Annotated in this window: 13 protein-coding genes; 3 read left to right on the top strand and 10 right to left on the bottom strand. The window is 47.3% G+C overall.

Translation table 11 applies throughout. The features are described 5' to 3' along the window. Both AC5JBY_RS00155 and AC5JBY_RS00160 read left to right on the top strand, forming a co-directional pair. Nucleotides 1–777, top strand: coding sequence for an ABC transporter permease (locus tag AC5JBY_RS00155; RefSeq protein WP_495902505.1), 777 nt, complete (start codon nt 1–3; stop codon nt 775–777). A 5-nt stretch (nt 778–782) separates the two neighbouring features. Beyond that, nucleotides 783–1,631: an ATP-binding cassette domain-containing protein gene (locus tag AC5JBY_RS00160; RefSeq protein ID WP_495902506.1), complete on the top strand. Its 849-nt coding sequence runs from the start codon at nt 783–785 to the stop codon at nt 1,629–1,631. A gap of 360 nt (nt 1,632–1,991) precedes the next feature. Here AC5JBY_RS00160 and AC5JBY_RS00165 read toward each other — a convergent pair whose 3' ends face one another. The 5 genes from AC5JBY_RS00165 to AC5JBY_RS00185 all read right to left on the bottom strand — a co-directional run bounded on the left by AC5JBY_RS00165 (nt 1,992) and on the right by AC5JBY_RS00185 (nt 7,634). After that, on the bottom strand, nt 1,992–2,867 hold the full coding sequence (locus AC5JBY_RS00165) for a DJ-1/PfpI family protein (protein ID WP_495902507.1): 876 nt from the start codon (nt 2,865–2,867) through the stop codon (nt 1,992–1,994). Between the two features lie 47 nt (nt 2,868–2,914). Beyond that, nucleotides 2,915–3,865 (bottom strand): GlxA family transcriptional regulator, encoded by a 951-nt coding sequence (locus tag AC5JBY_RS00170; RefSeq protein WP_495902508.1) that lies wholly within the window; start codon nt 3,863–3,865, stop codon nt 2,915–2,917. A 23-nt stretch (nt 3,866–3,888) separates the two neighbouring features. Next, complete coding sequence (locus AC5JBY_RS00175; RefSeq protein ID WP_495902509.1) at nt 3,889–4,659, bottom strand: DeoR/GlpR family DNA-binding transcription regulator; 771 nt, start codon at nt 4,657–4,659, stop codon at nt 3,889–3,891. A gap of 113 nt (nt 4,660–4,772) precedes the next feature. Then, nucleotides 4,773–5,525 (bottom strand): LytR/AlgR family response regulator transcription factor, encoded by a 753-nt coding sequence (locus tag AC5JBY_RS00180; RefSeq protein ID WP_495902510.1) that lies wholly within the window; start codon nt 5,523–5,525, stop codon nt 4,773–4,775. A gap of 6 nt (nt 5,526–5,531) precedes the next feature. Continuing rightward, entirely contained in the window at nt 5,532–7,634 is a 2,103-nt protein-coding gene (locus tag AC5JBY_RS00185) for a tetratricopeptide repeat-containing sensor histidine kinase (RefSeq protein WP_495902511.1), read from the bottom strand. Nucleotides 7,635–7,833: 199 nt separating this feature from the next. On the opposite strand from AC5JBY_RS00185, the gene AC5JBY_RS00190 reads away from it, so the two are divergent. Continuing rightward, nucleotides 7,834–8,742, top strand: coding sequence for an NAD(P)/FAD-dependent oxidoreductase (locus tag AC5JBY_RS00190; RefSeq protein ID WP_495902512.1), 909 nt, complete (start codon nt 7,834–7,836; stop codon nt 8,740–8,742). A gap of 87 nt (nt 8,743–8,829) precedes the next feature. Here AC5JBY_RS00190 and AC5JBY_RS00195 read toward each other — a convergent pair whose 3' ends face one another. From AC5JBY_RS00195 to AC5JBY_RS00215, 5 genes are all read right to left on the bottom strand, one after another. Beyond that, entirely contained in the window at nt 8,830–9,585 is a 756-nt protein-coding gene (locus AC5JBY_RS00195) for a Bax inhibitor-1/YccA family protein (RefSeq protein WP_495902513.1), read from the bottom strand. A gap of 100 nt (nt 9,586–9,685) precedes the next feature. Then, entirely contained in the window at nt 9,686–14,929 is a 5,244-nt protein-coding gene (locus AC5JBY_RS00200; protein WP_495902514.1) for a PKD domain-containing protein, read from the bottom strand. 24 nt (nt 14,930–14,953) lie between these two features. After that, nucleotides 14,954–15,925 (bottom strand): T9SS type A sorting domain-containing protein, encoded by a 972-nt coding sequence (locus AC5JBY_RS00205; protein WP_495902515.1) that lies wholly within the window; start codon nt 15,923–15,925, stop codon nt 14,954–14,956. A 23-nt stretch (nt 15,926–15,948) separates the two neighbouring features. Then, nucleotides 15,949–18,033: a ligand-binding sensor domain-containing protein gene (locus AC5JBY_RS00210; RefSeq protein ID WP_495902516.1), complete on the bottom strand. Its 2,085-nt coding sequence runs from the start codon at nt 18,031–18,033 to the stop codon at nt 15,949–15,951. Between the two features lie 409 nt (nt 18,034–18,442). Further along, nucleotides 18,443–19,291 carry an alpha/beta fold hydrolase gene (locus tag AC5JBY_RS00215; RefSeq protein WP_495902517.1) on the bottom strand — a complete coding sequence of 283 codons (849 nt, stop codon included), beginning with the start codon at nt 19,289–19,291 and terminating at the stop codon, nt 18,443–18,445. Between the last annotated feature and the right edge of the window lie 60 nt (nt 19,292–19,351).

Raw genomic sequence — 19,351 nt, forward strand, 5'->3', positions numbered from 1 at the left:
ATGGAAATAAAAAAATGGCTGCGGCCTTTCGAGTCGGTAGACAGGAAGCAGCAGTTGCTGATCGGTGGGATATGGCTGGTGCTGGTATTGGGTTATTGGTTTTTGTCTTCGGCGGGGAACAAGCATTTGTTCCCCACGCCGGGACAAGTATGGGATGGCTTTAAATCACTGTATAATGAAGGGCTGGTGGTGCATGTTTTTAGTTCGCTCGGCCTGTGCTTACAAGCCACGTTGCTTTCGATCGTGGTGTCGCTGGTGATCGTCTATTTGTCACCGCTGCCTGCATTGAAACCACTGGCCCATACTTTCAGTAAGCTGCGTTACCTGCCGCTCACCGGTATTACTTTTTACCTGGCAATCCTGGTAAGGGATGCGCGTACGATGCAGATCAGTGTATTGTTCATTTTTATGAGCCTGTATTTCATCACTTCCCTGCTGGCTGTATTGAAGGACATTCCTTCTTCGGAGATCGATCATGCGCGTTCGCTCAAATGTAGCCGCTGGGAAGTATTGTGGGAGGTAGTGATCAAGGGTCGTATAGATTATGTGATCGATGTGCTGCGCCAAAACCTGTCTATCACGTGGATGATGCTGGTAACAGTTGAATCTATCCTGGTGGCGGCCGGTGGGTTGGGTGTGCTGATCAAGAACAGCGATAAGTTCATGAACCATGGACGTATTGTGGCGCTTCAACTGGTGATTCTCGTTGTCGGTTTGCTGCTCGACCGAGCATTGCAGCTTGCCCGGAAAACATTTTTCAAGTATTCAACTTTTTAATGGATATGGCAATTCCTTACGAACAAAAAGATACTATTCTTCACGTAGAGAACCTTACTGTTGCTTACGGCGACAAGGTGATTCTGCAAGATGTAAACTTATTGGAGAAAGACACGATACGCGAGGGTAAATCGCAAGGGCAGGTGATTGCTGTGTTGGGACGATCAGGGAGGGGTAAATCAACTTTGTTCCGTACCCTCACAGGTTTAGAGAAACCTGGTTCGGGTAAGGTGCTCATCCCTGATTATTCCAAGCCTGCCGGCAATGGAAGGCAACCAGCCAAGCTGGTGCAGGAGGGTGATGTTGGTTTCGTTAACCAGCAATACACATTGTTCCGTCACAAAACGGTGTATCAGTCTCTGTGGTTTGCCTTGCGCAAGAGTACTATGTCGAAAGAGGAAAAGGAAACAGAGATCATGCACTACCTGAAGGAGTGGGGTCTGGAAAAGAACAAAGATCAGTACCCCAACTTTCTATCGGGTGGTCAGCGTCAGCGTACGGCCATCCTGGAGCAGTTGCTCAGCTCAGGTTATTACATGGTGTTGGATGAGCCTTTTTCGGGTCTGGACATTGGAAACATCATGAGCGTGAAGAAGGCATTTGAGCTGATCAGTCAGCGACATGACTTGAACACGATTATCTTCAGTACGCATGACATTGAGCTGGCAGTGGAGCTGGCCGACTCTATTTACATTCTCGGTTATCCAAAGGATGAAGGTGGCAATACTGTTCACGCAGGTACTGTATTAAAACATTTCGACCTGAAGCAGATAGGTCTTGCCTGGCATGAAGGGTTGACTACATCTCACCTCGAATGTGTGCAGATGATTAAGGAAATTATGTTGAGATCATAAGTAGGCAAATATTGAACCAATAAGAAGACATATTGGAATGATGACCGGAATGTCCTGAAATGACCGGTCATTTCAGGACATTTACGGCCATTTCGGTCACCGTTTTCACAAACAGCCCACTTCAATAGTAAATTTGCTAAGACAGAATAGCAGGACAGAAAAGTTGAATTGAAGAAGCCTATACCAAATCCTGAAGCAGCAGATGAGCCGGGGTTATACCGTACACAAGCCGTACTTAAGCCGTAGTAAAGCCGTACTAATCCCGTATTAATAGCACAACAAGTCAAAAAGAGCCATTTTCACTAAAAACGGCTGGGATGCTGGCGCCCCTGCCTGTTGTGAAATAGCACGCTCGTATTGTTATTGCTGCTTTTGTATGATCAAGCCCTGCTCAGGAACCCATTTGTCGTATTCCATGTACGTGGCAACGTTACGGGCGGCTTCCTGGCCACGTATTTTCGCTACGAGGTGTAAAGCGCCGTCGATGCCTGCAGAGATACCAGCAGTTGTAATAACCTTACCGTTATCAACAAACCGTACGTCCGACAATACTTTGGCCGAAGGCACAGCCTTCTTCAGGTTCTCGATGCTTGAGTGAAATGTTGTGACTGTCAGATTGTTCAATAGCTCTGCTTTACCCAATATAAATGCGCCGGTACAAACGGAGAAATAGTAGTCGGGCGTAGGTTGCCGCTTCAACCATTCTATTACTTTCGGATCATTGTAAGCATTGCCTGCATTACCACCGAAGAAAGCGATGATATCAGCTTTGGGAGCATCATCGATACTATAATCGGGAATTATTTTTAATATTCCCTGGGAGGTGATGGGTTCTTTGGTTTTGGAAACCGTAAAGACCTTAAACTGCGCATAGGAAAATACTTCCATAGGTCCTGCAAAGTCGAGTACTTCCACGCCATCCTGCAGGTAGAAGGCTACTGTTAATTTTTTGGCTTTCATGGTTTGTTTGCGTTCTTCAGGTGTTTGTTCAATGAGTTTCATACCGCAATGAGGACAGGTTCCGGCTGCTTTGAATTCAAGATTGTCGCAGTCGCTGTTGCAGGGTGGGCAATACCAGGCTTTCTGTTGTTGGGCTGTCAATGGAGTGCAGCCCAACAATGATAAAACAAGGATAAGAAAGTGGAGGATGTTCTCTTTCATGGCTATTATTCTTTGTGTAAAAGTAGTAGCAGCAGTTGTTGCAGACCGGGACAGGTTAGCGCAGTATCGGGACATTTTGAGTGCAGTGTCTGGAGTCGGGCGTTCAGAATCGTAGGACGCAGTTACTTTTTTCTCAGAAGCTGGCGGAGTTGGTTGGTGCTTTTGAGGCCACACTGGTTAGCAGTGGCCTGCATCGTATGGCCTTCTTTTATCAGCTGTTGAGCACGTTCTGCGCGGAGCTGGTCGAGATACTGGCTGATGGAGATGTTGGTTGTTTTGCGGAACAGGCGTGTGAGGTTACGGCCGCTCATGTGTACCTGTTCGGCCAGTTGTTCTATGTTCCATTTCTTTTCCAATGATTGAGACAGGAGGTCCTGGGCTTTGTGTATGCGTTCTTCCATGTGGTTACGATGCTGCATAAAGGCGCTTAGCTGTGGATCGGAAGGGTTCCTGCGTATGTATACCACTACTTCTTTGGCTATCTGCGTGGCAAAGTGGGAGCCGAAAAGTTTTTCCAGGAGGTACAAGGACAGGTCGATACCGGAAGCTACGCCCGCACTGGTGTATATGTTGTCCGACTGCACAAAGAGGCGGTTTTGTTGTAAGCGGGCTTGCGGATAACGTTGTGTAAATCGTTCGAGGTATTTCCAGTGGGTAGTGCATTCTTTGTCATCAAGCAGGCCGGCTTGCGCCAGCAGAAAGGCGCCGGTGCATACCGAGCAAATGATAACGCCTTTATGGTGTTGATCGATCATCCAGCGTTGGAAGGCCTTGGATGTTGTGGTGAGGAAACGATCGTCGAGCAGCAGGGTCGCGTCGAGGCCGGGTACAAATATGATATCGCCTTTATGTAACTGTAGTGTATGAAAGTCGGTAAGGTGCGCAAGCCATAACTGGCTGCTGCTTTCTATAGCAGTTTCTTCTGTATGGATGTTGCAGAACCAGGAGGTAACAGGCGCTCCGTAGCTCAGGGCTTCATAGAAAACGTGGGCAGGGCCGGTTATATCCAGCAGATGAACTTTGGGTGGTATAACAAATACGACTTGTACGGCTGCTTTATTGGCCTGTTGCATATAGTGCCATAAAGGTATAAACTTTACAGTATCTCTACACCAGCGGCCCTGTAGGGCGCCAACAGTTCGTGGGTTGGTTCCAGCTCGGTGATGAGGGTGTCCAGGTGGTTTACCGGGCAAAGCTGTACAGGTCTTACTGTATTTAGCTTTTCTGATTTGCACAGGCCTATTACTTTCTGGGAATTTTCAACCATGGCTTTTTTGATCTGTGCTATTTCCCAATCTATTTCACTGATACCGTTCTGGGCGTCGATGGCCTGTATATCAAGCAGGCATACATCTGCTTTTATCTGTTTTATTTTGGCAATGGCTTCGCTGCCTACGGTTAGTTTTCCATTCTTGGACACCTTATCGCCTATGATGATAACCTCGATGGAGGGGTGGCGGGTAAATTCAACAATGGCTTGTATGCTTCCTGATATGAAAGTGGCTTTGAGGTCTTCGGGCAGGCTGCGCGCCAACTGGGCAGTAGTGCTGCCACCACTGGTCATGATGAACATACCCCGGTGGATGAGTCTGATAGCTTTTTGAGCAATGAGTTTTTCGGGGAGAGCTATTCCATGGTCGGGCACTGCTTTTTCCTGTTCAGGCAGTGTCGTGGGCTCTTCGGTATAGTTAAGTGACAGCGCACCTCCGTGTACTTTGATCAGCTTGCCTTTTTCGGCCAGCTCCTGCAAGTCGCGGCGAATGGTATCTTCCGACACATTCATTTTTTGTGAGATATCGGCAGAGATCACTTTTTGGTGTTCGGTGATCTGTTGGAGAATGTAGGCTTGTCTTTCTTTTTTAAACATACTGCCTGAGTTGTATCGATTTTATAACTGAAGCTATGTGCAGTTTATTGTAATTGCCAGTCAGATTGAGCCATTTGCGGAGTGGATTGAGTAATCCGGGCTCCGGATGGACATTAATTTTTCCTGGGCTGTAATTTTTTTAACAGTAGTTCTTTCTTGCTGCGGGATACATCTACTGATGAGCCATCGCTCATGATAAGATTTCCTCCTTCGCCTTTAATGTATTTACGTATTTCGTTGAGGTTAACCAGATAGGAGTGGTGTACCCGCATGAACATGGCATCTTCGAGCATTTCTTCTATTTCTTTGAGTGTACGTGAAACGGTGATCTTTAATTTGTCTTTCAATGAAATGATAGTGTAGTTACTGCTGGAAGCGCAACTGATGATCGTATCCAGCGGAACCAGCTGCAACCCTTCCATAGTGGGGAGGGCCACCTGGTTGACCTGATGGGACGGCTGGTGTAGTTTCTGCAACAGTATCTGTAATTGCTGCGGCAAAGGGTGCTGCAGGCGGTTGACTGCTTTTCTTACTGCTACCTGCAGTTCACTGCGGTCGATAGGTTTTAACAGGTAATCGAGGGCGCTGAACTTAATGGCTTTAATAGCGTATTGATCGTAGCTGGTGGTAAATATGAGATCGAAATCTATACGTGGCAACCGCTCTAATAATTGAAAGCCATTCATGTGAGGCATTTCTATGTCGAGAAAAACCAGTTGCACAGGGTGGGTAGTGATGGCGGTAATGGCTTCTGCTGCTGACTGGCAAACGGCTTCGATGGTCACCTCAGGACAGTACTTTTCCAACAGGGTGCTGAGCACTTCGCAACAATAGGGTTCATCGTCTACTATGATGGCTTTGATCATGATGGTTTATCCAACTGTTTCCTGTGTAAATTCTTTGTACCTGATCTCTACTGTTACCCGGGTACCGGTTATATTACCTGTTTCTTCTATGACGTCTTCAATGCTATAAAAGGTTTGTACAGACCGGTCTTCGTTGAACAATGCCAGCCGGTCGGCGGTCAGCTTAATGCCCAATGATTTTATTTTTTCGGCTGATTTGCTTTTGATCTCGGCTGCCCGGGCTCTTCCTACTCCGTTGTCTTCAATAGTGCAATTTAGAATATTATTACGCATGCTAAATGATATGGATAGTTGCCCATGCCCTTCTTTATGCATAAGGCCGTGCCAGATGGCATTTTCACAGAAAGGTTGTAGTAACAATGGAGGCAGCAGGATATTGGATGGTTCGATATCGTTATTATAGATAATGCTATAATCAAATGTGTTCTTGAAACGCAGTTGCTCCATTTCGAGGTAGAGGCGCAGCATTTCTATTTCATCTTCCAATACAATAAGCGGCTTTTGAGAGTTGATGAGTACCAGGCGAATGAGCCGGGAAAACCGGGTAAGGTAATCGGAAGCTTTGTCGGGTTCGTTCTTAAGGATAAAGCGATTGATGGAGCTCAGGCAGTTGAAGATGAAGTGGGGGTTCATCTGAGCGCGAAGGGCCTGCATTTCCAGCTCGGTAGCGCGGTGCTCCAGGTCTTTGTGTATTTTTTCGTTCTGTAATTTTTCGTTCTTACGTTTCAGAGAGACATTTCCTAATATCACCAGGCTGAAGAAGGCCAACAGTAATAAGCCTCCTATAAGAATATTCCTTAATAGCTTGTTTCCTTTGAGTTTTTGTTCGCTGATTAGCTTCTCCTGTTCCAGCAATTTTATCTGGGCTACTTTTTTATCATCTTCTGCAATACGCCGGAACTCGAATAGTTTTCCCCTTAGCTGGTCGTTCAGGACCGCTTCCTTCATTTGAACATATTGCTTATAGTAATAGAATGCTTGCCCTGGCTGGCGTTCTTCTTCGAAGACGGTGTAGAGGAGCTGGCAGGCTTCGCGGATATTGAGGCGGGCATTTTTTTCCTGTGCTATATTCAGGGCTTCACGGGCATAGTGTTTCGCTTGCCTATAGTCTTTTTTAGCGAAGTATACTTTGCCCAATCCCAGCATGGAGTACATCAATATGTGTTTTTCTCCTCCTTGCTTCAGGATATTGTACAGGTAAGTGAACTCTGCCTGTGCTGAATCGTATTCTTTCCGAAGCAGGTAGTATTCTGCTATGCGCCATTTGGTCGACTTGCTGCCGGGGTTGCCGTTAAAGCTTTGCTGGTAGAAATAAAAAGCGGAATCGAATTTTTGCAGATCGCAATAGACGTCGCCCATGCATTGCGAAAGGTGTCTGTAAGCCCAGTGTATTTTGCCCGGCTTGTAGTCATAGGCTTTTTTGTAATATTCCAACGCGCTGGTATGATCACCAATGTTTCGATAGGATTTACCTATTTCCACAAGCGACAGGACAATGTTGGAGCCATCGTTGATCTCTTTGCTGAGTGCGAGTGCCTGCTGTGCTATTTCAAATGCTTTTTCATAATTACCCTGGTTGCCGTAGATGCTGCTCATGGTCATGACTGCATCTGATATCTCTCTCTTTTTATTGAGTTGCTTAAAGTAATGAATGGACAGGGTGATGGTTGATATAGCCTCGTCGAAATTGCCCTGGTACCAGAGGGCTTGCCCCATGCCTCTGTGTCCCAGGGCTATGAAGGTGTCGTTGCGGAGCTCTGTGGCGAGCTGTGTAGAGTGCCGGTATTTTTCAATTCCTTCTGTGGGCCTTGATAGTTGCAATAGCAGGTTGCCATACAGTTGAGTGGCTATGCATAGCCCCATTTTGTAGTTGTACTTCCTGGCGGCATCCTCAGCCTGTTGTGCATATATAATTCCGGAGTCGGATTTTATGACCCCGGCAAAGGTATAGCGGGCTGTAAGTCTGTTAAGCAAATCAACGCGTTCAATGCCGGTAGTAAAAGGCAGCTGCGCTTTCAGTTGTATCGTGCGTTCATCATCCTGCTGCTGGGCAGTTGTTTTGGTGGAAAGCCATGGTATGAATAATGCAAGTAATAACAGTTTTCTCATAAAGTATCCCGCGATGGTTTAAAGCTAACTATTTAATTGCGGGTTGGGGGTGCAGAATGAGCCGTTTGCGGCCGGTGGTCATAGTTGGTGCCAACGGGTGAGTTTCAGAGCGAAAGGAGGGCTGCTACGGGAGTATAATATGCAATATTGTTGCAAATATTGATAAATGCCTTATTTTTGGCTTCTAAACGGATGTATTATGAATAATGATTTATATGATGTGATCATTGTTGGAGGCAGTTATGCCGGGTTGTCTGCGGCCATGGCGTTGGGCAGATCGTTGCGCAAGGTGCTGGTGGTGGATAGCGGGCTGCCTTGTAACCGGTTTACGCCTCATTCGCACAACTTTATTACGCAGGATGGAGAGCAGCCCGCTGTAATAGCAGCGAAGGCGCGGGTGCAGGTGGAAGCGTATGACTCGGTGCAGTTTGTTCAGGGCCTGGTAAAGGATGCCTGGAGGGAAGGGGATCAATTTATCGTGCAAACTGCCAGTGGTGAAACGTATAGTGCCTTGCGATTACTTTTCGCAACAGGTATCACGGATATTATGCCGGCCAATCTGCCGGGCTTTGCGGAATGCTGGGGCATCTCTGTGGCGCATTGTCCTTATTGCCACGGGTATGAAGTAAGGGGTAAGAAGCTGGGTTTATTTGGCAATGGAGAGCTGGCGTTTGAGTTTACCCGTATGCTGTATCAGTGGAGTAAAGACCTTGTGTTGTTTACGAACGGACCTTCCACCTTAACGGCGGTTGATGACAGCAAGCTGCAGTCGCATAATATCTCCATTGTGACAACGCCGATAAAGCAATTGCTGCAGTCCAATGGTCATGTGCATGGTGTAGAGCTAACTGATGGCTTGGTAGTAAACGTGGAAGCTATTTTTGCTAAACCTGCTTTTCATCAACAATGTGATGTGCCTGCGAAGCTGGGTTGCAGGTTTACTGATCACGGGCATATTGAAACGGATGATTATGGCAAGACAAGCGTGCCGGGTGTATACGCGGCAGGTGATAACAGTAGTTTCTTCCGGTCGGTAGCAGGTGCTACGGCGGCTGGTAATAAAACAGGTGCCTGGATCAATAAGGAGTTGATAGAAGCTTATTTCTAATGATGGTGCATAGCCATGAAAAGTCATAAAACAAAAAGCGTCCCGCCAATTAGCGGGACGCTTTTCTTATGTAGAGAAGTCTCTTTATTATCTTCTGTCTGCCAGTTTAGCCAGCAGTTTCAGTATTTCGAGGTATAACCAAACGATGGTTACCATCAGGCCAAATGCGCCATACCATTCCATGAATTTAGGTGCTCCCTGGCGTGCTCCCTGCTCGATCATATCGAAGTCGAGGATCAGGTTGAGTGCGGCAATTGCCACAACAACGAGGGAGAATATGATGCCGATGGTGCTGCCTTCATGAATGAAAGGGATGGTAACTCCGAACAGGCGAAGCACCATTGATATAAGATAGAATACAGCGATACCTACAGTAGCTGTGATGACTACTGATTTGAATCTTTCTGTAGCGCGGATAACACGGAAGTGATAGAGTGCATACATGGATATTACCACACCAAAGGTGAGGCCTACAGCCTGCATGACAATATTGGGTGCTATTTTAGCAAAGGCAAAGTTGAAATAAGAAGAGATAGCTCCTAAGAAGAAACCTTCCAGTAATGCATAGATGGGTGCTGTGTAGCCGCCCCATTGTGGTTTAAAAGTGGTAACCAATGCAAGGATCAATCCTCCGATGGCTGCTCCTATCATATAAGGAACCACATTTACGCCAGAGGCTGCCATTTTCCAGGCAAGGCCTGCGGTTGCCAGGGCAAGAATCATGAGGATCCCAAACTTGTTGAGGGTGCCACGCACTGTCATTGAATCTGCGTGTGGTGTTGCAATCGTACGATCGAAGATCTTTTCACTTAACGCCGGATTGCTGGATTTGAAAAGGGCCATAATTGTTCTATTTTATTTGATCAAGATACAAAATTAGCAGAAATATGTGAAGCAACAAGTTTAAGGGGTTGAGTAGCAGGAATTAACATAGTTTTTTATACTATTTGAGCAGCATAACGGTCCCTTTGAGGGGAAGCACCTTTCCTTCGTTGCAAATGACCTCCGCTACATATACAAAAGCGCCGGATTCGGGCACCTGCCCTTTTACTTTACCATCCCACCCGGCATTTTTATCGTTGGGCGAAAAGTTCTCTCTGTTGAACACCATTTGTCCCCAGCGATTGAAAATACGCAGGCTTTTTATTTTCGAAAGGCCATATCCCTTGATGTAAAAGAAATCGTTGTTGTTGTCTCCGTTCGGTGTAAAGGCATTGGGGATATGTACTGATCCTTTACCACAGGTAACAAAGATTCTTATATCATCTGATGCCTGACAATTGTATTGGGTGCTTACGGTGAGGCGATAAGAAATCTCTTTGTCTGCAATGAGGCGGGGAGTACTGCAAGTATTACAGCTAAGCCCCGTAGATGGTTGCCAGTTGTAGCGGATCACATCAGTGCTGGTGGCTGGTCGCAGATCAACGATCTGTCCGGCTTCTACGGAGCGGTCGGGGCCGAGATCGACGGTGGGAATGTCGCCCACTATGACTTTAACAAAGCCCGTGTCGTTTGGACAGGTGTTGGTGCTATAACCTACAATCTGGTATAGGGTGGTTATCTGTGGCGAAGCCCAGGGAGAAGCGATTGTGTTATCGCTGAGACCAGTGGAAGGGGTCCATTCAAACTGACGGGCATTGCCTGTGGCAGAGAGGCGTGTGCGGTCGCCGCGACAAATGATGGCATCGTTGCTGTGCTGCAAACTTACTTTGCTGTCGGCATGGATCATAATGCTATCCTTTTGTACACAGCCAAAATTATTGGTAACCTCCACGTAGTAACGGGTACTGGTATTGGCCGTCGCTACCGGGCTGGACGATGCAGGATTTGTAAGATTGGTTTGCGGCCACCAGTTATACTGTATACCATCGCTGGCATGGAGAGGCACCAGGCTACCGATACAAACGGTAGTATCTTTTGGTGATGCCGCCGGAACAGGAAGTGGCCGAATGGTGATCGCCGTGTCGGTGGTTTCCTGACAACCATATTTCGTATTGACTGTGAAGGTCAGGAGGTGATTGCCGGCCTGCGGAAAGTAGTAATATACGCTGTCTTTATTACCGATGATTGTATTGTCGAGCTGCCAGGTGTAATTGATGATGCTGTCTTCTGAGTTAATGTTTGCGGTATAGGCGATACCTGTTTGGGCACACTTTTCAATGGCTCCCACAATATTGAAGATTGGTTTAGTATAGATCTTCACGGGTTGTGTTATGTTGAAGGTGTCCGTGCAGCCCGTATTGCTAAAAATAACCAGTGAAGTTGGGTAGGCGCCGGGAGTAGCATAGGTGTGCGTGGGGCTCGCAGTCGTATAGGATGTATTATCGCCCATATCCCACTTCCAGCCGGCAATGCCGAAATGAGCGGAGGAGCGATCCTGGAAAGGTATAGTCCTGTCATCACCGCACCGGATGGCATTACTGATCGTGTAATCGGCTACCAGTGAGTCGGTAATGATGCGATGTGCGGCAGAGTCCGTGCATCCATGAATAGTGGTGGCAGACAATGCGATGATATGTGTGCCTGCTGTAAGGGGACGGGATAGCTGTGCATTGTTACCTGCAAAGGAGCCATCGATATACCAGGCAAGTTGCGCAACAGGGTCTGCGCTACGAACCTGGCTGGTGAATGTTTTATCGCCGGGACTGCAATAGATGCTGTCGGCCTGGAAGTGTGCTTCGGGTTGCTGGCGAATGCTTACCCCATTGGGCATAGTAAGGGTGTCGATGCATCCATAGCGGCTTTCCACGATGAGTGATACGGTGTAGTCGCCATCAGTGGTGTATGTATGAGCGGGGCTCTCAGTGGTATTGGTTTGATTATCGCCAAACAACCACTTGTAGGATACTGTGCCAAACGCTGTTTGCGAAAGATTGGTAAACTGTATTGTTCTGTCGGTAAGACAGCGCAAGGGTCTGTCGATAGAAAATAAGGAACGTGCGGAATCGACGATAACCGTATCGGTAGCTTTGAGGGTGTAGGGACACCCTTCCGGACTTGTCAGGATTACGTTGGGCAAATACTTGCCTGCAATGGGATAGGTGTGCAGGACTGATGCGTCCTGTGAAGCCTGAACGGGCGTGCCATCGCCATAATCCCAGGCATAGGAGCTGATGTTGCTTCCGGTAACCTGCATGGGTAGCTGGTATGGGGTACAGCCAATGGCTGGCCCTACGGAAAGCTGGCCTATTGGTCCTTTGACCCGAATGACACGGGTAATGGTGTCAACGCATCCGCTCACTCCTTTGATCATCAGTGTGACCGGATAGAAGCCTGGAACGGCATAAATGTGTGGTGCAGGGTCTTTATCGGTAGAGCCTGTGCCGCCATCTCCAAAATCCCAGACATATTGGTTGGCGTAAAGTGAGCTGTCATAAAAGCTGATGGCGATGGGGGCGCATTTGCTGGTGTCGCCTGTGATGAAATCTGCTTTGGGCTTTACGAGTTTGATATAGGCAGCCGTGGTTGTGCTATCGGCGCAACCGTTTTCGTCTACAACTACCAGCTTGATGTCATATTCTCCATTGGTGCTGTAGGTATGAGAAGCGCTGTAGGTATTGGTTGATGTGCCATCTCCAAAATACCAGGTGTAGCTGGCGTTGTAGGCAGCGGATTGATTATACAGGTATACATTGGTGCTGCCACATTTCAGTGTATCGTAGCTAAAGAAGGCAGCTTTGGGTTGATAGCTTTTGACATAGTTGTTGTAAGTAGCCGTCGCTTCGCAACCGGCTGCATCTTTTATGTTGAGGGTAACGTGCCATGCACGGTAGTAGCTGTTGTTGGTGTAAGCATGGCTGATGGCCGTATCCTGTGTTGTTGTATAAGCAGGCGTTCCATCGCCGAAATTCCAGGTCCATTCAATGATTGGGGTTGTGCCATTTTGGACGGACGTATCCGTGAATATCGTAGTAATGTTTGCACCGCAGGTAGTAAGCGGGGTTCCCACAAAGCCAGGTAAAGGGCCTTTTACCCGGATCGGGATGGCATACTCCAGCGAATCGAAGCATCCCAGCTTGTCTTCTATAATAAGTTTTACATAGAACGTTCCAGTATCGGCATAGGTATGTGTGGTATTTCCATTAAGGTAGCGACCATAGTTAAGGAAATAATTCCTGTTGTTGATCGTGTAACGAGGGGTACCATCTCCAAAATCCCATGTATAGTTTTTGATGTTGGAAGAGTCGATGCCTATGGTAGCAAAATTGACGGTCTTATTGCGGCAGATATCGGTAATGGAAGGGACAAAGTTGGCTTTCTCATCTATGATGATGGCTCGTACCTGTGCTGTCGACACAATATTGGTGATCGTGTCGCGCCTGGTAATCGTGACAGTATATTTTTTGTCGGTAGTGGGAAAGGTATGTGTAACGGGATTCAACGGAGATGTTGTATACAAGGGCGAGCCATCACCAAAGTCCCAGCTAAGTGGTGTTGAATTGGTAACGGTATCTGTAAACACAACGGTGTACTTATCGTCACAGTCTTTACCCAGTGTGAAGCCACCTCCGCCTCCACCGCCGCCCCCATCAGAGCCATCGTCATCGCATAGGTCAATGACGCTTACCGGTTTAAGGGTGGAGCTATCGGTACAGCCTTGCTGGGTAATGATCCGGAGCCGGATATTATAAATGCCTGCTGCGGTATAGGTATGCGTGGCATTATCAACAGTAGTAACGAGAGGTGGCCCATCGCCAAAATTCCATACATAGCTCACAACAGGATCGGTGATGTTGCTGAGCCGTGCTGTTGCTTTCACTGGCAATGGCCGGCATCCATTGGGCGGGGTATAGGTAAAGTCTACAATTGGTTTTACGATACGGATGGTGTCCCGCTTTTGCATCACAGCCGTACAGCCTGTGAGTGTATCTGTGACAGTAAGCGTAACAGTATAGTAGCCGGGAAACCGGTAGGTATGAACAGGATCTAATACGGTAGCGCGTGGCGATCCATCTCCAAAATTCCAGTCATAGGTGAGGTTTGTTGTTGGCAGGGTAGTATTGGTGAATCGCACCGCAAAGGGTGTATCGCAGGCTATGGCTCTGTCGACTGTGAAGTTTGGCTGAGGGCCGGGCCTTACAGTAATGGTGTGCAGGGCTGTATCGTTGCAACCTGCATAGTTGAAGGCCACCATCGTTATTTGATAAGTGCCGGGTGTAGTAAAAGTATGTGCTGTATTCTGACCGTATTGGATGGCGCCATTATCCGGGAAAAGCCATTTGACTGTATAGATAAAAGCTGCCGGTGTAATGTTTGCTGCAAAGTTGGTAGTTGTATTGGCGCATACATTCGCAGGGGCCGTGATGGCTGCCGTGGGTTTTCCGGCAAGGATACCATTGTTGCCTGAACGGGTGTAAGTGCTCACACAGTTTGTGCCATTCCTGGCTGTAAGGGTTACTGTAAAAGCGCCGGTGCTGGTATAGGTGTGTGAAGGATTAGGATCAGTGGAAGTTTGTCCATCACCAAAGTCCCACTCATAGGTGATGCTACCACCTCCGGTAGAGGTATTGACAAAATTGGCTGTGAACGGCAGTTCGCAACTGCTGTTGTTGGGAATGGTAAAGGAGGCGTTTACTTTGGGATATACTTTGATGTATTGTGGCTTGATGGCTGCTTCGCTCTCACATCCCCAGCTATTGGTTACAATAAGCGATACATTGTAGTTGCCATTCACGTTGTAGGTAAAAGATGGATTTGGTTGGCTGCTGCCACCTGCTCCGAAATCCCACAAGTAGTTGGTGATGGAGCCGGTTTTGGTAGTGGCGGCATTGGTGAATTGTACAGCATGCGGAGAACAGCCTTCCGTTTCATTGGCTGAAAAGTCTGCTACAGGTTTGGGGTGTACAGTTATGATATCCTGTTTGGTTTTTACATCTCCATTGGCAAAAGTTACTGTAAGCGTGACGTTGAACACCCCATCGGTGAGGTAGTTGGTGCCTACCGTCGCAGCGCCATTATTGATGATGGTGCCGTTTCCGAGGTTCCAGTCGCGCCTGATAACGGTGCTGCCGGTAGAAGCATCAGTAAAATTGACACCACTGAGTGGGACACAGCCTGCTATTTTATTAATGGAGAAGTCCGCTGTGGTTTGGGAAAAGGAGGCTGCACCTATCAATAGCAGCCCCACGCATAGGATAATATGCATGAGCTGTTTACTGATACCGATAGATGCAACCTGGTTTCCCATGATCAATAGCTTAGCCTGGTGGGTTTATTGAATAATGAGTTTATCATAGAAGATGTTGTCTCCTTTTTGGTCTGTTGCTGACAGCACGTACATACCTTTTTGAATACCGTTGAGGTAAATAGTAGTGGTGGTAGTACCAGGGTTTATGTTGCCGGTCCATACGCGTTTGCCGATGGCGCTGGTAAGTGTCAGTTGTACCCTGGTTGTAAAAGGCTGTGTGATGGATAGGGTAACCTTATTCGATGCCGGATTGGGTGCAAAGCTGATGAGCGGCCTGCCAGTTCCATTTACAGTGATCGTAACGATGCGTGAATAGTCTGATCTGCCATCGAAATCAATTTGCTTCAACCGGTAATAATTGCGACCTGTAGTGAATTGACCCGTAGTATGGCTGTAGCGGGAAATACTGTTCGTATTTCCTTTGCCATCCACTTTCCCGATCTTATTAAAGTTGACGCCATCGGTGCTGTATTGTATTTCAAACTCTTTATTGTTCTGTTCCTGGGCTGTGGACCAGTCGAGGTGAATAAGCTCATTTCTATAGATGCCCGTAAAGCTGAGGATGCTCACGGGTAATGACGCCAGAGAATACATGGTCATAAATGTATAGGCCGTATCCATAGTCCCTGCCTCATCGGTTACATGCAGTGAAAAGCCCCGGGTTATAAAACTATCTGCATCAGCTTTGATAAGCTTATAGGGTACATTGTCTATGGTTACAGAGTCGCCGGTGTTGTTGAACTGCCAGGAGCCTTGATTGTTGCCAGTGCCTGTGTTTACAGTGTAGACGTTCTGTGCCTGAAAGTTGAATTGCAGCGCTGAGTAGTCGGTTTGGTTGCTGGTAGAATCTTTATGAAAAAGAGAGATATTGGTTGTCTGGTATACGGTATTGACTGCTTTTATTTTCCAGGTTTTGTTGAGCAGTGCCTGCTGTTGTGCCACGGTGGTGCTGCAGAGCAGGAACAGCGTGGCTATAATAGATGTTACTTGTTTCATGATGTATAAATAGGAGGTGGTAATTAGTTGTTTTGCTGGAAGGTTTTTTTGAGGCGGAGATCGATGTTCTTGAAGAGGATAGAGCCTACGACCACGTTGCCGATGGCATTCATGCGCCCGGCAATGTTAGGGCCACAATAGCTAATACCCGTGCCAAGTGTAACTACCTTTACTTTACCACATTCTTCTACGAGGTAGCGAAATACTTTGCCCGGATAAAGGAAGTGGCCAGGCTGCGTATAGTTGGTAAATGTTAGATTCTTGTCATCAGGAAATATCCATACCAGGTCATAAATGGGAGAGTTGAGTTTGTTGCCACACAACGTATTGTCGACCGTTGCGTCGTACAGTGCCCGGTCGTTGATCATAAAGGGGCTGTTGTATAAACGATAGGAACCGCAAGCTTGTACATCGGGTGGATTGATGGCCATTTGTTCTTCCATCCAATGTTCCCGGCTGTGGTTGTCGACCCACTCACTCACGAATGGTATTTTGGCATTATTAGGGGATACCTTGTTGAGAAGTGCGAGGGCCGGCGTGAGTACATCGGATATGTATTTGATGCCTCCCTGTGGATTGGTCTCGAAATTGGCGGGGTCCCACGCAGCTATTTTGTCTTGTACCACACTGGTAACGTAGTCTCTGTCCGTAGTGCTAAGAAAAGCAGGAGAAAGGTTGTCATATGGGAAATCGAGTGGTGTTGGCGCTGTAAGAGCCACGTTCGATTTCATGAGCTTGTAGATATACTGTGCGTTGCAGTTCTTGCCATTAGGCCCATCTTGTGAGCACAGTTCCGTTTCCAGCTTGTAAGCATGGTAATCCTGGCTTTGCGGTGTATAAAACTTAAGTGCGTCTTCTATAAAGTTGAGGCCCGGCTGGTTGCAGGAAGTATAGTTAACAGAGTCGATTGATAATGGATAATTTCTGCCAAGAGTGCTGCGCATGATACCGGCGCTGGTGGCTATCCACTGAATGGAATCTTTTTCCGATATGCCTCCATATATCTGGTTGGAGATAAGTGCTTGGTTTGCGGTTGTGTATAGCGTATAAGAATTGACGCTGTTTACAGGACCAGTGCCGCCATACACGATAAGGCCCTGGCTTGTACCAATAAATACCTGCCCAAGTTTGTTGCCCCAAATAGCATTGGGATTGAAGGTGGTGCCGGCCGGCAATATACAGGATAGGGTTTGGCTATTGAGGAAGATCCAGTTGGTACCTCTTCTAACGGCAAATCCTTTTCCTGCGCTGATGGTGGTCCATATATCGCCTTTAGGGGTTACATACAATCCGTTGAAGATGCCACCCTGCGGTATGCCAATGTCTGCAAAAGTGAATGCTGTGTTGCTATGGTTACCATGCAGGTCATATTTTATTAACCTGGCAGGGAATGAAGCACCGTTTTCTGCTGTGTAGGCTGCTACGTTTATCCATACTCCGTCAGTGTCTGATGCTACCGAGTATACGTTCCTTGCTTGTGGCGTTTCTGTAGGGCCGGGATTGCAGGTGGCTGCAGGGTAAGGAAACTCATAGGGTTCTATTCCGTTCCTGTAATCCTGCCAGGTTCCTTTGGAACGGAAGATGGTGTTATTGACCGCTTTGAAGGAAACGGTGCCAGGTGTGAGAATGTATTGGTCGCCTGTATTGATCTGGTGGTATTTGTGAGCGCTCCATACGCCACCGTTGACGTCTATGGCGAGTCCTGCGCTATTAAGCGTGCCGATGCCATCACGTTCGAGAAAATCGAAGCAGCGTGCATTTCTGTCAGGTGAATAATGTTGGAGGGCAAGGCTGTTGATGTCGATACGTTCTATTCCTCCCAATGACGCGGTAAGCCCACCCCTGCCATTATGGCCTACCCACATATTCCCTGCCTTATCTGCTGCAAGCGCCTGTATGTTGAACTGGCTGGTAGCGCCTATTTGTGAAAACTGTGCAGCAGGATTGCCTGCTTTGTTGAGCATGTATACACCAGTGCTGTTGCCTGCCCAGATATTGTAATTGGAATCGACGGCGATGCAGGTAAAGGATTGCCCCGGATTGTAGGTGGTGATCTGTGTCTGTGCAATAAACGGAATACAAAGAAGGATGAGTAAACAGGATCTCATGATTACGATTTGGGTGAAAAACAATTATTATGTCAATGGTTTTCACGGACCTCCCGTTGCTGGGTGGGCAGCATTTTAAAAGCGGGATTTCATAAGATGAATGAACTGGCGGGAAAGGGGGTGAAGGGTATTAGCAAAAAGCAAGCGGGTAATAAAGGCCAATAATCAATGTGCAACCTGATCTATAGTAGCGGGTGCATGCTGTGGTTGAATATTTTACTGACCGGTATTTTGAAAAGAAATGTTCGCGTTGCGTTGTAGTGAAGACGTGATGATTGGTTCATGGGTCGGGAATTAGTTTTGATACATGAGTGCGAAGATATATAAGTTTTTATCGGATGATGAATGCTGCGGGGATTAAATTATTCTAATCCATCATAAGAGGCGTTCATCAGATGTGTATGGGTGTCTACAGCTGGTTTATTTGCAGAAGTACATCGCGTATCTGGGTAAATTTCGTCCAGGGAATGAAGTGATTGCCGCCTGGGATGATGAGTTCGTCAATGTGTTTGGCGTTTATGAGTAACTTCTTCGCATAGGCCACATTGCCAGGTGGCACCCAGGTATCGGATGCTCCATGAATAAAGTAAACGGGGCAGCTGATGCCGGCAAACTCCTGTTGGAGTTGTACAAGGTCTTTTTTGAGGTACCAGAGTTCTTTGTTGGAGGGACGGAAGGCGCCGGGGACGAAGTAGTTTAATGGGGTTTTGTATAACCAGGGTCGCCATCTCTCTGGCTTTTCTTCTGCGGGGTCTACAGAGCCAGAGATCATCACGAGGCCCTTGATCAATACCGGATTATCAGCCGCCAGTTGGATGATCAATGGGCCTCCCAACGAATGGCCTGCGAGATAGACTGGCTTATCATTGTTGATCTTTTCCAGTACCGGGCTGATGAGCTCCGATTGGCGTGTGAGGTGTTCAGGTTGCCCGAAATCGCTGTACCCAAATCCTGGCCGGTCGATAGAGATCATGCGATAGTGTTGCAGTAATGCGCTATCCTGCATATAACCGGCAAATGCATCCCAGCTTCCAGGAGTACCGTGTATAAAAACGATGGTGGGCAGGGTGTCGTTTCCGGTAGTAGCAAAGTGTATATTCCTGCCTTCTACTTTTTGTGTGGTGAAGTGTAGTGGTACTCCTTTCTGCTGAAAGCGTTTTATCATTTCCTTATCAGCAGTCCGGAATGTCATGCATCCCTGGGCCACTACCAGCCATACGATGATAAGGATGGTAAGTACCATAACTGATCGCTTCATGAGACGTTTCATGCTTTTTCTACAGTAGGATGAAGATAATGAATTGCTGAAAAGCGACAG

The organism is Paraflavitalea sp. (assembly GCF_059502485.1).

Excerpts from the sequence above, each read along its gene's own strand:
- AC5JBY_RS00195 (WP_495902513.1), bottom strand. The coding sequence starts at position 9,585 with ATGGCCCTTTTCAAATCCAGCAATCCGGCGTTAAGTGAAAAGATCTTC.
- AC5JBY_RS00180 (WP_495902510.1), bottom strand. The coding sequence starts at position 5,525 with ATGATCAAAGCCATCATAGTAGACGATGAACCCTATTGTTGCGAAGTG.
- AC5JBY_RS00210 (WP_495902516.1), bottom strand. The coding sequence starts at position 18,033 with ATGAGATCCTGTTTACTCATCCTTCTTTGTATTCCGTTTATTGCACAG.
- AC5JBY_RS00170 (WP_495902508.1), bottom strand. The coding sequence starts at position 3,865 with ATGCAACAGGCCAATAAAGCAGCCGTACAAGTCGTATTTGTTATACCA.
- AC5JBY_RS00205 (WP_495902515.1), bottom strand. The coding sequence starts at position 15,925 with ATGAAACAAGTAACATCTATTATAGCCACGCTGTTCCTGCTCTGCAGC.
- AC5JBY_RS00160 (WP_495902506.1), top strand. The coding sequence starts at position 783 with ATGGCAATTCCTTACGAACAAAAAGATACTATTCTTCACGTAGAGAAC.
- AC5JBY_RS00165 (WP_495902507.1), bottom strand. The coding sequence starts at position 2,867 with ATGTCCCGATACTGCGCTAACCTGTCCCGGTCTGCAACAACTGCTGCT.
- AC5JBY_RS00155 (WP_495902505.1), top strand. The coding sequence starts at position 1 with ATGGAAATAAAAAAATGGCTGCGGCCTTTCGAGTCGGTAGACAGGAAG.
- AC5JBY_RS00190 (WP_495902512.1), top strand. The coding sequence starts at position 7,834 with ATGAATAATGATTTATATGATGTGATCATTGTTGGAGGCAGTTATGCC.
- AC5JBY_RS00175 (WP_495902509.1), bottom strand. The coding sequence starts at position 4,659 with ATGTTTAAAAAAGAAAGACAAGCCTACATTCTCCAACAGATCACCGAA.
- AC5JBY_RS00185 (WP_495902511.1), bottom strand. The coding sequence starts at position 7,634 with ATGAGAAAACTGTTATTACTTGCATTATTCATACCATGGCTTTCCACC.
- AC5JBY_RS00215 (WP_495902517.1), bottom strand. The coding sequence starts at position 19,291 with ATGAAGCGATCAGTTATGGTACTTACCATCCTTATCATCGTATGGCTG.
- AC5JBY_RS00200 (WP_495902514.1), bottom strand. The coding sequence starts at position 14,929 with ATGGGAAACCAGGTTGCATCTATCGGTATCAGTAAACAGCTCATGCAT.